Below are 15254 nucleotides of genomic sequence, written 5' to 3' on the forward strand. Positions count from 1 at the left end.
TGTGTGGCGTGGTGCGGGCGGTGTTTCGGCTCGTGGGGTTCGTAACGGGTGTGGCAAAGGGCTCGGACAGGGGGCTGGACGGCGGTGGGTAGATCTTGTCAGGGCGTCGGGGGTCTGAGAGATTGCTCGTACTTTGTCAGCCCCCCGGAGGTCACGCGTGCCACCCTTACGCCCGGCCCTCATCGCCGCCGCCCTCATCGTGGGGACGGCCACCCCCGTCCAGGCGGCAACCGCTCCAGAGATCACCGTCGAGAACGGCCGCACGCAGCCGGTCTTCTCCTACGCCGACGCCATCCGCGAACACGTGTACGTCGAGTCGACCGTCGACAGCGACGCCGACGGCAGGCTCGACCGGGTGCGTGTCGACATCATCAGGCCCAAGGAGTCCGGCCCCGGCCTCCGGGTGCCCGTCATCATCGACGAGAGCCCGTACTACGACAACTCCGGTCGAGGCAACGAAGGCGAGCGGAAGGTCTACGACGACGCCGGCAACGTCGTGAAGTTCCCGCTCTTCTACGACAACTACTTCGTGCCGCGCGGCTACGGCGTGCTCAACGTCGACATGCTCGGCACCACCCGGTCCGACGGCTGCCCCGACATCGGGGGCAAGGCCGACGTGCTGGGCGGCAAGGCCGTCATCGACTGGCTCAACGGCCGCGCCAAGGCCTACCGCGCCGACGGCAGCCCCGCCGTCGCCGACTGGACCACCGGCAAGTCGGCCATGATCGGCAAGTCGTACGACGGCACGCTCGCCAACGCCGTCGCCGCCACCGGCGTGCGCGGCCTGGAGACGATCGTGCCCATCTCCGCGATCAGCTCCTGGTACAAGTACCAGCGCTCCAACGGCGTCATCTACAACTACGACTACGCCTCCTGGCTGGCCAACTACATCGACACCGACCCCGAGCCCAAGTGTCAGGCCGTGCGCGACCGGATGGACGCCGAGGACGGCGACGACACCGGCGACCACAACGCCTTCTGGGCCGAGCGCGACTACATCAACGGCCTGCTCGGCGACGTCTCCAAGGTACGGGCGAGCGTGTTCGTCGCGCACACCGTCAACGACCTCAACGTCAAGCCCGACAACTTCTCCAAGTGGTGGGAGGCGCTGGCCAAGCGCGGCGTGCCCCGCAAGATATGGCTCGGCCAGACCGCCCACGTGGACCCGTTCGACTTCGAGGGCCGCAGAGGGCTCTGGGTCGACACGCTGCACCGGTGGTTCGACCACTGGCTGCACGGCGTGCGCAACGACATCATGCGCGAGCCCCGCGCCGACATCGAGGTCGCTCCCGCCCAGTGGATCACCGAGCGCGACTGGCCGGCGCCCCGCGGCCACAAGCTGACCCTGCGCCCGGCCGCCGACGGCTCGCTCCGCCTCCTGCCCGGCAAGAAGGCGACCGCGAGCTTCACCGACGTACGCATGACCGAGTCCGACATGGTGTCCGACGTCGGCACCGCCAAGCCGGGCCGGATCGCGTACACCACCGGTGAGCTGCCCCTCGACCTGCGCCTGTCCGGCACCCCCGTCGCCGACCTGCGGGTCAAGCTCGACAAGCCGACCGCCAACCTGACCGCGCTGCTCGTCGACTTCGGCGACGACACCCGCGTCGACTGGCGGCGCGGCGGGGGCATCACCACCCTGACCGAGGAGGACTGCTGGGGCGACAGCACCGCCGGGGACGACGCCTGCTACCGCAAGGTCGTCACCAACACCGTCAACCGGCCGGTCGAGATCGTCGCGCGCGGCTGGATCGACGTGCAGAACCGCCTCTCGCTCAGCCGCTCCGCACCGCTGCCCGTGGGCACGTACGGGAGCGTCAAGTGGGAGACCCTGCCGCAGGACTACATCTTCAAGAAGGGACACCGGATCGGTCTGGTGATCGCCGGCACCGACTCGAACTACAGCAACGAGACGGGCACCGGGGCGAACGTCACCGTCGACCTGTCCAAGAGCTCGATCGCGTTCCCGGTGGTGCTCGGGACGCCGCTGGAGAGCGTGCCGCAGGACAGGGCGAGGTTCATCGGACCGCGGGAGGTGACCCTGCCGGAGCCGGAGCGGGAGTTCTCGTTCTTCTGACCTGACCTGCCGCAGTGACCGGGCCTCGGGCGGATCTCCGCCCGAGGCCCTCTTGCTCGTGTGTGCATCTTCGCCTTGGTCATTCACGTGTTCGTGGGCAGTTGCTCCAATAGCCGCCTCCGTTCGCGTCGGGGATGAGGGCGCCTCTGTCATGGGTGACGGTCCACGACACCATGAGCGTGAGGGTTCCGTCCGCCGTGGTCGTGCCTTCGGTGGTCTCGCCGTCACCCTTGGCGGTGCTGGTCCAGTGGACGGTGACGACGCCGGACTCGGTGACGGGCGGGCCCAGGCAGCCGGGGCGGGCGGCCGGGGCGGCGACGGTGAAGGCGTTGCCGGAGACGGCGATGCCGTTCGTGCCGGAGAACGAGGTGACGCGGCAGTCCCCGGTGCACGTCAGCTTGAACGTCCCGGACCGCTTTTCGCCCAGCTTCACGGACGTGGGCGAGATCGCCGCCACGGGCGCCGGGGGAGAGGCATTTCCCTGCCCTTCCGCGTCCACCGGGGCTGCGGTGTCCGCGGGGTCGGCGGGTGAGCCGGTGTCCGCTGGTACCTGGGTACTTCTGGGGTCGGCGGGTGCTTGATCCTGGTCTGTCGTGGCCTGGGGGTCGGCCGGTGCCTGTTCCGTTCCCGTCGTGGCTCCTGGATCCGCCGAGGACTGGCCGGTCGCCGGGTCCAGTGTGGCCGGGGCCTGGCGCTGGCGGCTCTGGATCCCGGCCCAGACCAGGCCCGCCACCAGCATCACCACACCGACGATCAGCGCCGCCCGTACGAGCCACTGCAGCGAGATCCTGGCCTCCGGGTCGTCCTCGTCCGGCCGCTCCCGCCAGAACTCGTCCCACGTCTCCCCGTGGCTCCCGGCAGGACTCTCCACGGGCGGGTTCGCGAACACCAGTTTGTCCCCGTACTGGGTCACCGGCGTCCTGCCGCTCCGCCACCCGGGATCCAGCGTCCGCATCGGCGCGTGCTGCCGCGGCGGGTCATCACTCCGCCTCGGCAACGGCACACTGATCCACCCGTCCACCCCGCCCTCACCCAACCGAGGCGGCGTCTCATCCCCGAACCCGCCAGAACTCCAGGAGCGCGGCTTTTCGGGGCCGAGCCCGTCGGGAGGTGGTGTCTCGTCCCCGAGCTCGCCTGAACCCCAGTTCTTGGTCCCGAGTCCGTCAGGGCTCAAGCGAGGTGGTGTCTCATCCCCGAGTCGGCCAGAACTCCAGGGAGGTGGCTTGTTGGTCCCGAGCCCGTCGGGGCTCAAGCGGAGTGGTGCCTCGTCCCCGAACCCGCCAGAACTCCAGGAGTGCGGCTTCTTGGGGCCGAGCCCGCCAGAGCTCAAATGCCTTTTGTCCCCGGCCCCGTCAGGGCTCAAGCGCGGCGGTGTCTTGCCACCTAGTCCGGGGAGGCTCCGGCGGGGGACTGTGTCGCCTCCGTGCTCGCCATCGCCCGAGCGGGCCCGCGTGCCGGGTTCGGTCGCGTCCCACCGAGGTGGTGTCTCGTTCCCGCGTCGGAGGGCCGTGGGGTCGATTCCGCGTTCGCCCCGGGGAGGCGCGGGGGCGTTCGGCGGAGCTTTCTCGTCACCCGCATTCGGCGCGCTCCCGTCGTCGCGTGTCCCGTCCGTGTCACCGCTCACCTCGGCGGCTTCCGCGTTCTCGTCCGTACCGTCTCGCGGTTCGTCCGGCGGGGCGGCGGAGTCGGCCCGGTCCGGTGACGCGCCGGTGTCGAAGGGGTCTTCCCCGAAGGGCGCCTCGGCGGGACGTTCCTCCTGTGCCGTGCCCCAGTGCGGCGGGGCGGTCTTCTTCTCCGTGGGGACGCGCATCGGGGGGAAGTCGCCGCGTTTGCGGTACGGGATGGTGTCGCCCGAGGAGGAGTCGTGGCCCGCGGGCGGCGTGGGAAGCCCCGTGGTGCCGGTGGGCACCAGGCGCTCGCCCGTCTGGTGGGCCGCCCGCAGCAGAGCCTCGGCCGTGCCCGGCGAAGCGGACGGTCCCCGGCGCGCCCGGGAGCCGGGCTCGTCGGGCTCCGGCGGGCCGCCGCCGGAGGGTTCCTGGCCGGTGGCGGCCGCGCCCGCCACCGGCCAGGAGTTTTCCCTGGTGCCCGTCGTGGGGCCGGGGACCAGGGAGATCAGCGCGGGCGGCGGCTCCATCAGACCGCGCGCCTGCGCCGGGAACCCGTCGGAGCGCCACGCCGCCGGATCGCCGGGCAGCGGGTCACCCCAAGCGGGCTGGTCGCGTAACGTGTCAGGGATCGCGGCCAGCGGCAGGCCGAGCAGCAGCACACCGGCCCGCACCCCCTCGCGGGGCGCCGCCTGGCAGGCCTGGCAGGAGCGGACGTGCCGGGCGATCCGGGTGCGGTTGCGCCGGCCGGGCGCCCTCGCCCAGTCCGTCACCCGCACCGCCAGCCGCGCGCACCCGTCGCGGGTCCGCGCCGCGCGCACCGCCGCGACCCACTCCTCCAGCCGGTCGGCGGCCTCCGCGATCATGGTGTTCACCTCGATCGCGGAGACGTCGAAGATCACGGCGATGTCCGCGCTCGCCAGCTCGTGCCGTACCGAGAGGTCCAGCAGCTCCCGGTGCGGCGGGTCGAGCGCCCGCAGCGCGTCGGCCACCTCGCCCGGCGCGCCCGGCCGGGTCCACGAGCCGGGGCTGGCCGGCCTGGACGCCGCGACGGCCGCGCGATGGCACCGCGCGAGCGCGTACAGCCACGGACGCAGCCGCTTCCGGTCGCGCAGCCGCTCCCCGTGCACATGCGCCGACAGCAGCGCCCCGGCGACGGCCAGCTCCGCGTCGGAGGCCGACAGGCCCGTGCGGCAGTAGTCGTAGAGGTGCCTTCCATGCTGCTCGCACAGCCTGCCGATGGCCTCGCGCGCCTCGTTGGACAGCGTCCGCCACATGATCGACTACTCCTCCAGCTAGCACGGCGTCCCTCGCCCGGCCCCTGGCTACGTCAGGGGGCCCGCTAGACGGCCTCCGGCAGGGTGGGTTCGGGGTCGCCGGCGCCGGATCGGGCACCGTCCACGCCGGCCGCGGGCGTGGTGCCGGCGACCCCCGTCCAAGGAGCGGGGAAGGCGGTCATGACGCCCTCCCGTGCGCGGCCGCCCGCGAGGGCGGCCGGTTCAGCGTGACCGGGCGGCCCGTCGCCCGCGACAGCGCCCACCACGCGCTGCACAGGTTCGAGGTGAGCAGCGTCCGGTCGTTGCCCGCGCCGAGCGTGCCCAGCACCGGCAGCGTCGCCATTCCGCTGCAGGCGAACAGCAGCACCGCGTCGACGGGCAGGTCCGCCTGCTTCACCTGGTCGACCAGTTCCGAAGGGGTGATGTCGTACGGGGAGAAACCGCCCTGCGCCCGCACCGGCACGACCCCGGCGATCCGCATGCCCGCGGCCTTCCAGAACCGCTCGGCCAGCTCCGTCAGCCACGGCTGGTACGGCGAGACGATGTGCACCTCCTCCACCCCGAGGTGCCCGATCGCCTCCATGATGGCCACCGTCGCGGTCGCGAACGGCACCCCGAACCGCTCGCTCATCCGCTCGCACTCGTCCTGGTCCTCGTCCGGGTCGAGCAGGTAGCGGGGGCCGTCGCAGGCCATGACGAGCGCGTCGAGCGCCAGGTCGCCGAACGAGCACGCCATCGCGGGCAGCGCCGCGTTGTAGCTCTCCAGCCGCTCGGCCATCGCCAGCCCCGGGCGTACCGGGAACCGGCTGACGTGCATGTCGGCGCGGGAGCCGAGCAGGCGGGTCAGCTCGGGCTCCGCCGACGGGTTGGCGGGCGGCACCAGCACGCCCACCCTGCCGCGGTTCATGCCGCCCTCCCGCCGGGTTCCTCGGGGGGCACGTCAGGCGTTCTGTCCGGGAAGCCGTCGGCCGGGGCCACCGTCCGTCCGGACACGTGCCGGATGCCGTGCAGCCGGTGTGCCGTCCTCGCGGAGCGCTGATCGGCCGGCCGGGTCCCGCGTACGGGAACGCCGTGGTGCCGCGGGCCGCGGACCTCGTCGGTGAGCATGATCACTCCTGTCCATGGGGGTTGCCCCAAGGGGCTGGAACGTCCTGGAGGCCGAGGCGGACCAGCTCTCGATCGGCCTGGCCACGTACTTCCGTGAAGGTGGCGCGGAGCTCCAGCAGGAGCCCGCGCAGTGACTCGGCCTCCTGCCGCGCCGCGCGCAGAGAGGCCTGTACGGCGCGGCGCCGTCGTGCCGTCACCATCCGCCACGACGCGGCGGCGGCCGTCAGGACCGCCACCGCCACGCAGGCGAGCAGGACGGCGTCCGGCCCGGCGCCGGTGATCCCTGGGACGCCGCTCGTCGTCAGGACCGCCGCACCCGCCAGCCCGGCCGCCGCGCCCACCACGCGGGCGGTTTCGACCGCGCCCACACCGGCCGAGAGGTTCCCCCGCCCGGCCGCGGCCGTGCCCGTCGTCAGCGCGCCGGTGGCCAGCGCGCCCAGCCCCGCCCCCGCCAGCAGGGCGCCGGCGAGGACCAGGAGCGGGTACGGACCAGCCAGCAGCGATCCGCACCCGGAGGCCAGCGCCACCGCGCCGCCGAGCACGACCCCGTCCATCCCGTGACGCCGGCCCACCCGGGCCGCGAGCAAAGCCGCCGCGGCCATCCCCACCAGAACGGGCACCAGCCAGAGCCACCCGGGCACGGCACCGGAACTCCCGTCCAGCACGGGAACTCCCGCCACGTAGGCCGGCCCGGTCGCCAGCAGAGCGAAGAACACAGCACCGGACGCCCCGGACACGCCCGCCGCCCACCCGAGCCCAGCCTGCGTGTCCGGAGAGTTAGCCGCCCGTCCGAGATCTGCCCGCGCCTCTGCGGAGTCTGTGGCCCAGCCGAGGTCAGACCAAGGGTCCGCTGAAGCTGCGGCCCGTCCGCGCCCAGCCTGCCCTGTCGCCCGCGTAAGCACGGTGTCCGGAGAGTCTGCCGTCCGTCCGAGCCCTGCCCGTGCCTCTGCGGAGCTTGCGGTCCAGCCGAGGTCGGTTCGTGTGGTCGCGGAGTCTCTGGCTTCGGGGTCGGGTGTGTGTCTCAGGGTCAGCGTCGCCGTCAGGAGGAGCAGCGTCGCCGCGCCCGCGCAGCCGAGTGTCAGTGCGGAGGTCCAGCCCCACACGCCGCCCCTGGCCAGGGTCAGTACCGCTGCCGCGATCCCCGTGACGACCAGGACCGCGCCCGCCAGGGCACGCGGGGCCGAGGCGTGGCCCGGAGCACCGAGAGACCGGGGCAGCGCGGGGGCGAACAGCAACAGCGCCGCCGCCAGCACCGCCCCCGGCAGGAAGAGCCCGCGCCATCCGAACGTGGCCAGCAGCCATCCGCCGCCCGCCTGCATCCCCAGCACCCCGGCCGCGCAGGCCGCGGTCCACAGCGCCACCCCGCCGGGCCGCCGCCGCTCCGGCAGCGCGGCGAGCAGCATCGCCAGCGCGGCGGGGACCATGAGCGCGATACCCGCCCCCTGCCCCAGCCGGGCCCCGACGAGCACCGGCCACGACGGTGCGACGATCACCGCCGAGGCTCCCAGCACGTACAGGGCCAGTCCGACGGCCAGCACGCCCCGCCGTCCCGCCAGGTCGGCCATCCGCCCGGCGACGGCCGGCAGCGCCGCCATCGCGACCAGGTTCACGGTGACCGCCCACGCGACCCCGGCCGCCGGAAGCGCCACCGCCAGCGGATCGAGGTCCAGCATCGGCGCGGCCAGCATCCCGGCCACCCAATCCCCCATGACGACACCGGCCACCCCTGCGGCCACCACCCGCAACCCCACGAACCCCCGCCGGCGCGGAGCGGACACCCGCCGCACGCCCACCCGCACGTCAGAACGCCGCTGCCCGGGTGCGGAGGTCCGCCGGGGAACACCTCTCCTCCCTGGTTCGCTCCGGCGGGCCCGCCCGGAGACGGGGGAGCCGGGGCTTCCCGCCTGGATGCGCTTCCCGGCCGAGACGGGGGAGGGCACACGGGGCACGCCGCCGGGCTGTGCGGCGTCCGGGTGACGGTGTGCGGGTTCCGGCTCGTACGGGGTCGTGGGGGCGTACGTGGGCCGGTGAGGTTCGCCTGGCGGCCGTGCGGGCGCGGGGCGACGGTCCGGGCCGGGGGCCGGGCCGGGGGCCGGGCCGGGAAAGTGGTGCGCCGGGGGGCGGGTCATCGCGACGGCGCGCAGGCGTCCGGGAGTGGAGGGACGGAGAGGCCGGGCGGCCGGTTGGGCACGCTGGCCGCGACCACGCGCTCGGACAGGCAGGTCGTCAGCCGGGCCGGGCGGACGCGCGGCGGCACCCGGCCACCGGCCACCGTCGTCGCCACTCGGACGGCCAGCGACAGGTGCTCGGCGCAGCGCCGCCGCACCTTCGCCTCCAGGCCCACGACCTGGGCCAGCCGGAGCCGCAGCGGCTCCAGGGTGGCGGTCCGCTGCAGGCCGTCGAGGTCCTCCAGGCGGTCCGGCCAGCGCAGGTCCTCGCGGAGCCGCGCCTCCACCTCGGCGACGATGCTCCCGGCCCGCCGCCCTTCCTGGCGCAGCCGGGTGGCGATGGTGACCGCCGTGAAGATGGTGAGGTCGTAGTCGGCGAGCCGGCCCGCGAGCGCGGCGGCGAGCACCTGGACGCGGTGCGTCAGGCCGTCGGCGCTCCAGCCGAGCACCAGCAGCCGGTCGGCGGCCGGCTCGACATGCCAGCCCGCGAGCCGCAGTTCGCGGGCCATCCGGTGGTACAGGCTCCACCTGTCACCGTCGCCGTCGATCCAGATCTGGACGCCGCCGAAGGGCAGGTCTGACACGTTGACCGGCTCGCCGTCGGGGGATGACCGCGCGCAGATGCGCTGGATCACCCGCTCCTGCACTGGCGAGACCGGGGTTCTGGTGAACCAGGGACTGACCTGGTGATCGATGGTCACGTCCGGCCACCTCCCTGCCGAGCGGCTCCGTTGAGCGTCCGGCTGTCAGGTAACAGTTTCCACGTGTCGTACGATACTGGCTAGATGCGGGATAGTGTGTCAACTCTCAGTTTTCGCCGAAAGAAGATGCCCCGGGTGCGGGAAGGGTGACCTGTCCGGTCAGGACGTCCCGCCGAGGGGTCAGGTCTACGCTTGATTGCGTATTACGGGTAGCAGGAGGCATGCGTGGCGAAGTTCGCCGAGCGACTCGACCTGGCGCTGGCCAAGCGCGGTTTCACGGGTGCTCAGGTCGCCGCAGCGCTCACCGAGGCCGGAATCCCCATCACCCGCGCCTACGTCAGCCAGTTGCGCACGGGAAAGCAGACCAACCCCACCCTCCAGGTGCTGCGGGCGCTGGCCGCGTGCCTCCAGGTGAGCGTGGGCTGGCTGGTGGGCGAAGATCACGTCGAGGCCGGCACGGTCGAGGACCTGCAGCTCCGGGCGGCCGGCATCGGCCTGTCCGCGTCCGGGCTCTCCGAGAGCTCGCTGTCCGTCCTGCGGGGGGTGATCGAGCTGGCCCGCAAGGCGGAGGACCTGCCCGCGGACCCGGAGCCCGCCATGGAGATCCCCGACGCGGCCGCGCCGCTGGAGGAGTCCGTGCGCCGCGCGCTCGGCGAGCGGCTCCACTCGCTGCGCCTGGCCGCGCAGCTGTCGCCGGAGAAGGTGGAGGCCGTGCTCGGCAAGGGCGCCATCGCGGTAGAGGCGGTCGAGCAGGGCCGCATCGCCCCGGCCCCCGCCACGGTCGAGCGCCTGCTCACCCTGTACGGCGTCACCGCCATGCCCGCCCGCGAGTACGTCCTGTCGATCGCGCGCGGCGAGCGCGAGCTCGAATGGTACGACTCGAGTAACTTCCCCGTATGGCTGGCCACGACCTGCTCCATCGACAGCAGGGCGTCGGTGATCCGCACCTATCACACCCACTTCGTGCCGCCGCTGCTGCAGACCGAGGACTACGCGCTCGCGGCGATCGCGGCGGCCGACATGGGATCTTTCCGGCACACCACGGCCGACTCGGCGGTGGACATCCTGGCCGCCCGCCAGCGGCTCATCCTGGGGCCGAACGGACCGGTCGTGTGGGCGGTCATGGACGAGGGCGTGCTGCTCCGCTCGATCACCGAAACCCCCGTGCTGCTCGATCAGCTCAACCGGCTGATCGAGTTCGCCAAACGCCCCAATATCTCTCTGCATATCGTGCCGATGGAGGATCCCGCTTACGTCCCGCGTACCGGCCCGTTCACGCTCTGGCGTTTCGACGAGGCGTTCGAGCCCGACATCGCGTGCGCGCACGCGCTGGAGGCGGACGAACTGATCACGGACGCCGTTCAGGTGGAGGCCTATCACCAGGCCTTCACCAAGCTGTCGGTGACCACGACCACCCGCGACGAGACCCTTGAGACGCTGTGCGCCCACCGCGACAGGCTCGCCCGCGCCGTGGGGAATTGATCATTCCACCACACCCGATAGAACGAAAGAGCATAAATCCCAAAAAATCTAGGGCTGGGTGCTTGGATAAAGGGATTTTTCCACCATTATGAATTTGGGCAACCGAGTGGGGTCAGTAACCGGAACTTTCCCAACAGAAAGTGGGCGAGGGGAAAGGGGCGACACCCAATGCGCCAGCGGGCTATCCGAAACCTGGCCAATCTCGACACTACCCATGCACGGGTTACCCGCATACTCGACGCGGCGACGGGAGGAAAGAACAACTTCAGAGCCGACAGGGAGGCGGTCAACCGCTACGACGTGGCCGCCGAGATCACCACCGCTGCCGCACAAGCCATTCTCGGGTATTTATCACGGGTCGTACGCCACCTGGCGCTGGAGGGCGTCGACCAGTTCCTGATCGTGGGCAGCGGGGTGCCGAGCGGCCTGCCACCGGGCCGCAGACTGCACGACATCGCACGCGAGACGCCGCGCACGGCGTCCGCCCGGGTCGTGTACATCGAGAACGACCCGATGGTGCTGGCCAACGCGCAAGCCACCATCGAGCCGATCACCGATCTCGTGCGGGTGGTCGAGGGTGACATCCCGCAGATCGACGAGATCCTGGACGACCGTGTCGTGCGCACGTTCGTGGACTGGAACCGGCCCATGGCCTGGGTCGTGGTCTCGGGCCACAACGTGAGCGACGACGAGCAGGCCCGTCACGTCATCAAGCGGCTGCGGGAGAACGCGCCGCGGGGCAGCTACCTGGCCCTGCTGCAGACCACGTTCGACGGCATCCCGCGGGAGTTGCTGCCGGCGATCAACGATCTGCTGGCGATGACGCTGCCGGGACACGCGGTCCGTACCCGCAAGGAGCTCGAAGCCCTGCTGGAAGGGCTGGAACTGCTGGAACCGGGGCTGGTGTGGGTCCCGGAGTGGCGGCCGGACGGCGACGACGACGCCTGCGCCGACCAGCCCGGCAGTTCGGGCAACTACGGGGCGGTGGCGCTGCTGCCATGATCCGCGGAACACCGCCGTCCGGGCCGAGGGCACCGCCCCGGCCCGGGGCGCCCGCGCGTCAGTCCCTCCAGCCCGCACGTCAGTCCCACCAGAAGGACCAGGCGTGCGAGCCGATCAGCTGCCCGGCGTACCCGTGCAGGTCGCCGGGACCCTGAAGCACGTTGTCAGGGCAGAACGTCCAGTGTTCGGCCGCCACGTGCAGCGCGTGCTCCTGATCGGCCGGAGGCGCGGCCACGCTGATCTCCAGCGTGTTGAACCCGACGCCGACCACCCGCGCCCCGAAGCGGTCCTCCCAGCTGCGCACCACGGCGGCCAGCGGCACCATCCACTCGTTGTGGTGCAGCGCGCCCTGCCACCCCATCGCGGCCAGCGCGTCGGCCCCTCTCTCCGCGGCCACGAGCCCCAGCGGCATGCCCTTGACCGCCAGCTCGTCCGCGTACCAGGCGGCCACCACGTCGGGATCGGCGACCGGCCGGCCCGCGGGCGCGAGCCCCGGGCAGATCGCCCCGTACGGCTCCAGCTCGGCCAGCGCGTCGGCCGGCATCTGCGCCACCCATTCCTCCCAGACCTCCGCCATGAAGCCCTCGGCGGTGAAGTGGTCGATCTGCACCGGATCGTCCGGCACCACCTGCCCCACCGACCACGGCTGGGCCGACTCGTCCAGCAGGACCGGCCACAGCCCGCTGCGCGGATGCTCCTCGCGGAAGCGCCGCCAGTCGTCGCCCGTCGCGGGCTCGTCGCTCATCCAGAACGCGGGCCTGACGGGCTCACCCTGGCCGGTGTAGCCCGGATCGGGCCAGATCACCTCGCCCTCGGGCAGCCCGGCCGACAGGCCGCGCCCCCTGCCGCCGTCGGCGAAGAGCCGGCACAGCTCGCCCGGCAGCCGATGATCGTTCATGCCCTACCATTCCGAGACGGAATCCTGCCTCCGAGATGGTAGTGCCGCCACTCGCTTCAGGACTTTTGTCCTGGGCGATCCCGTATCAACGAATCCCGCGCACCGTCATCGGCCGGGCTTCCGGCGTTCGGCCACAATGGGGGTCGTGACGACCTTCGACGCCATCCTGTGCGACCTCGACGGCGTGCTGCGCCAGTTCGACCATGCCGTCCAAGCCGACATCGAGGCCCGCTACGGCCTGCCGCTGGCGTCCACCGCCTTCGACCCGGCGCTCATCATGCCCGCGACGCTCGGCCACATCACCGAGGCGCAGTGGGCCGAGTCGATCGTCGTCGCGCTAGGCGGAGGAGAGCAGGCCGAGAAGGCGGTCGAGGAGTTCATGGCGGTGCCGTTCCGGGTGGACGAGGAGGTGCGGGCGCTGCTGGCGGCGGCGCGGGCGCGGATGCCCCTGGTGCTCGTCACCAACGCCATGGACACCCTGGAGGATCATCTCGAACGGCTGGAGCTGACGGCCTTCGCCGACGCCGTGGTCAGCAGCGCGCGGGTCGGCCTGGCCAAGCCCGACCGGCGCATCTACGAGCTCGCCGCCGACCTGGCCGGGGTCGCGCCCGGACGCTGCCTGTTCGTGGACGACCGGCTGGAGAACGTGGTGGCCGCCAGGGCGCTCGGCATGACCGGCGTGCACTTCCGGAGCGTCGCGGACCTCGCGGCCGTGCTGCCGCCGTCGTGACCCCCTTCCCGGCACGGCCCGGGCCCGCCGTGCCGGAAAGGCCGGGGTCAGTAGCCGCGGTACGGCGACTTCGACTGGTTGCCGCTGTCGGTGGTCGGCGTCGCCGCCGGCGTCGGGGCCTTCGTCCCGGCGGGCCTGATCATGCCGAGGAGCCCGTGCTTGCCGCCGTCCGAGCCGGCCGAGAACCAGAGCGTGTTCTCGCCGCCGATGGCGGCCGTGCCGGGCTCCAGGTCCCACAGTCCCGGCAGCGTGATCGGGCGGTTGTCCGCCGCGCGCAGGGCGCCCAGGTGGCGGTTGCCGCGGTAGGCGTGGATGGTGCCGTCGCCGAAGTTGCCGACCAGCAGCGCGCCCGCGTACCTGCCCATGCCGCGCGGCGCCTTGGTGATCGCCCACGGCGCGTTCAGGCCGACCCGGGCGATGCGGCCGGTCAGGCGGCCGTTCAGGTCGAAGCGGCTGACGAAGCCCTTGCCGCTGCCGGCCACGGACTTGCCGGTCTCCGAGTCGCGCAGGGCGTAGGCGACCCAGACGTTCCCGTTCACGACCTCCACGTTGAACGGGTGGTAGTTGGCCGGGACCGTGCGGTCCCTGAACTGCGAGCGCGACAGCCTGATGCGACGGAAGTCCTCGTCGAAGGCGTGCAGACGGCCGCCCGCGAAGTCCGCGGCGAGCAGGAACGCGCCGTCGTCGGTCTCGGCCATGGCCAGGCCCTTGTAGTCGGCGCCGCGGGTGAAGGCGCCGATGATCGCGTTCTTCGGGTCCACCTCGGCGTTCCAGCCGGTGATCGCGCCGCTGGGGCTGGAGAAGATGAAGGTGGCGGGCTTGCCCTTGACGGTGAAGCCCTCACCGCCGTTGAACACCTGCCCCGTCGGGGCGCCGCCGGGGATGGCGACCTCGGTCCGCTCCTTCTTGCCCTGGCCGGAGTAGACGGTGGCGGTTCCCGTCCCGGCGTTGGAGACCCACAGGGTCTTGCCCATGGCCAGCCCCCACGGGTTGACCAGTTTGGGATCGGTGACGGCCGCCTTCCCGCGGACATCGGACACCAGGCCGACGACGTCGAACCGGTTCTGCTTCGGTGTGGTGGCCTGCGCGGGAATGGTGAGGGTGGCTGCCGTCGAGACGGCGACAGCGCAGGCCGTGATGATGCGTAACCGCATCCGTGCCTCCTTGTTAGCGCTTGTGACGCGAGATACGCGAGATCCGGGATTCCGGTTCAGTACGGTCTCGAAGCAGGTTTTCGCGCTGTCTGAAGGGGAGTGAAGGGGAATGGACGCGTTGGGCATCGACATCGGCGGCTCCGGGATCAAGGGCGCGCCCGTCGACGTGCGGGCCGGCGAGCTGACCGCGGAGCGGCTGCGCATCCCCACCCCGCACCCCGCCGAGCCGGGTGCCGTCGCGGACGCGGTGGCGCGGATCGTCCGGCACTTCGACTGGACGGGCCCGGTCGGCGTGACGTTCCCCGGGGTGGTCGTGGACGGCGTGGTGAGGACCGCGGTCAACCTGAAAGGCTCGTGGGCGGGCGTGCACGCGGGCGACCTGTTCGGGGGCGCGACCGTGCTCAACGACGCCGACGCCGCCGGCATGGCCGAGATGACGTACGGCAAGGGGCAGGGGCAGCCCGGCGTCGTGCTCATGCTGACGTTCGGCACCGGGATCGGCAGCGCGTTGTTCGCGGACGGCGTGCTCGTGCCCAACACCGAGCTGGGTCACCTGCAGTTGCACGGCACGGACGCCGAGCACCGGGCCTCCGACCGGGCGCGCGAGGAGCACGGCCTGGGCTGGCACAAGTGGGCCGAGCGGGTGGAGGAGTACCTCAGGCACGTCGAGATGCTGTTCACCCCCTCCCTGATCGTCATCGGCGGCGGCGTGAGCAAGAAGGCCGGCAAGTTCCTGCCGCACATCAGCCTCGACACGCCCGTCGTCCCGGCCGCCCTGCTGAACCAGGCGGGCATCATCGGCGCCGCCCGGGCGGCGGCCCAGGCCGGCGCGCACGCTGGGTGACGGACCGCCCACACCACGGGCCAAAACGTGACCATGACTCATGGCAACCGATCTCCGCTTAGGGGAGTCTCATCTATGACCGTGGTCGCCCACGATGCAACTCTGGGGAGAGTGGGCCGGTCGCGGGCGATCACGGTCAACGGAATTCGAGATGCGCGCGACGCGCCCGTCGGGCACGATGGGCCGTTGGCTCCCGGCACGCGGGGCCCG

Annotated in this window: 12 protein-coding genes; 5 read left to right on the forward strand and 7 right to left on the reverse strand. The window is 72.2% G+C overall.

Features of this window, described 5'->3' with window-relative positions; genetic code table 11:
* Window positions 1–157: 157 nt before the first annotated feature.
* Window positions 158–2077: a Xaa-Pro dipeptidyl-peptidase gene (locus ACZ6YG_RS01715; RefSeq protein ID WP_466016926.1), complete on the forward strand. Its 1920-nt coding sequence runs from the start codon at window positions 158–160 to the stop codon at window positions 2075–2077.
* A gap of 79 nt (window positions 2078–2156) precedes the next feature.
* Here the strand turns inward: ACZ6YG_RS01715 and ACZ6YG_RS01720 are convergent, their stop codons facing one another.
* From ACZ6YG_RS01720 to ACZ6YG_RS01740, 5 genes are all read right to left on the reverse strand, one after another.
* Window positions 2157–4958 (reverse strand): hypothetical protein, encoded by a 2802-nt coding sequence (locus ACZ6YG_RS01720; protein WP_466016927.1) that lies wholly within the window; start codon window positions 4956–4958, stop codon window positions 2157–2159.
* A gap of 178 nt (window positions 4959–5136) precedes the next feature.
* Window positions 5137–5865, reverse strand: a complete 729-nt coding sequence (locus tag ACZ6YG_RS01725; RefSeq protein WP_148030242.1) for a maleate cis-trans isomerase family protein — start codon at window positions 5863–5865, stop codon at window positions 5137–5139.
* The gene (locus ACZ6YG_RS01730; RefSeq protein WP_148030243.1) at window positions 5862–6065 is read right to left on the reverse strand and encodes a hypothetical protein; all 204 of its coding nucleotides are present in this window, start codon (window positions 6063–6065) and stop codon (window positions 5862–5864) included. Before ACZ6YG_RS01730 ends, ACZ6YG_RS01725 begins: the two co-directional genes overlap by 4 nt.
* A gap of 2 nt (window positions 6066–6067) precedes the next feature.
* On the reverse strand, window positions 6068–7864 hold the full coding sequence (locus tag ACZ6YG_RS01735) for an MFS transporter (RefSeq protein WP_466016928.1): 1797 nt from the start codon (window positions 7862–7864) through the stop codon (window positions 6068–6070).
* A 326-nt stretch (window positions 7865–8190) separates the two neighbouring features.
* Window positions 8191–8934, reverse strand: a complete 744-nt coding sequence (locus ACZ6YG_RS01740; protein WP_148030245.1) for a hypothetical protein — start codon at window positions 8932–8934, stop codon at window positions 8191–8193.
* Window positions 8935–9159: 225 nt separating this feature from the next.
* On the opposite strand from ACZ6YG_RS01740, the gene ACZ6YG_RS01745 reads away from it, so the two are divergent.
* On the forward strand, window positions 9160–10416 hold the full coding sequence (locus ACZ6YG_RS01745) for a helix-turn-helix domain-containing protein (RefSeq protein ID WP_148030246.1): 1257 nt from the start codon (window positions 9160–9162) through the stop codon (window positions 10414–10416).
* A gap of 168 nt (window positions 10417–10584) precedes the next feature.
* Complete coding sequence (locus ACZ6YG_RS01750) at window positions 10585–11418, forward strand: SAM-dependent methyltransferase (protein ID WP_148030247.1); 834 nt, start codon at window positions 10585–10587, stop codon at window positions 11416–11418.
* A 79-nt stretch (window positions 11419–11497) separates the two neighbouring features.
* Here ACZ6YG_RS01750 and ACZ6YG_RS01755 read toward each other — a convergent pair whose 3' ends face one another.
* Complete coding sequence (locus ACZ6YG_RS01755; protein ID WP_148030248.1) at window positions 11498–12316, reverse strand: DUF4253 domain-containing protein; 819 nt, start codon at window positions 12314–12316, stop codon at window positions 11498–11500.
* Between the two features lie 145 nt (window positions 12317–12461).
* Between ACZ6YG_RS01755 and ACZ6YG_RS01760 the strand changes: the two genes are divergently transcribed.
* Entirely contained in the window at window positions 12462–13046 is a 585-nt protein-coding gene (locus ACZ6YG_RS01760; RefSeq protein WP_222708871.1) for an HAD-IA family hydrolase, read from the forward strand.
* Window positions 13047–13093: 47 nt separating this feature from the next.
* Here ACZ6YG_RS01760 and ACZ6YG_RS01765 read toward each other — a convergent pair whose 3' ends face one another.
* A complete protein-coding gene (locus ACZ6YG_RS01765) occupies window positions 13094–14200 on the reverse strand; it encodes a TIGR03118 family protein (protein ID WP_187281035.1) in 1107 nt (368 codons plus the stop codon).
* A 109-nt stretch (window positions 14201–14309) separates the two neighbouring features.
* Between ACZ6YG_RS01765 and ppgK the strand changes: the two genes are divergently transcribed.
* Window positions 14310–15044, forward strand: coding sequence for a polyphosphate--glucose phosphotransferase (ppgK, locus tag ACZ6YG_RS01770; RefSeq protein WP_271275946.1), 735 nt, complete (start codon window positions 14310–14312; stop codon window positions 15042–15044).
* Window positions 15045–15254: the final 210 nt, after the last annotated feature.

The sequence above is a fragment of the Nonomuraea sp. NPDC054003 genome, assembly GCF_055585125.1.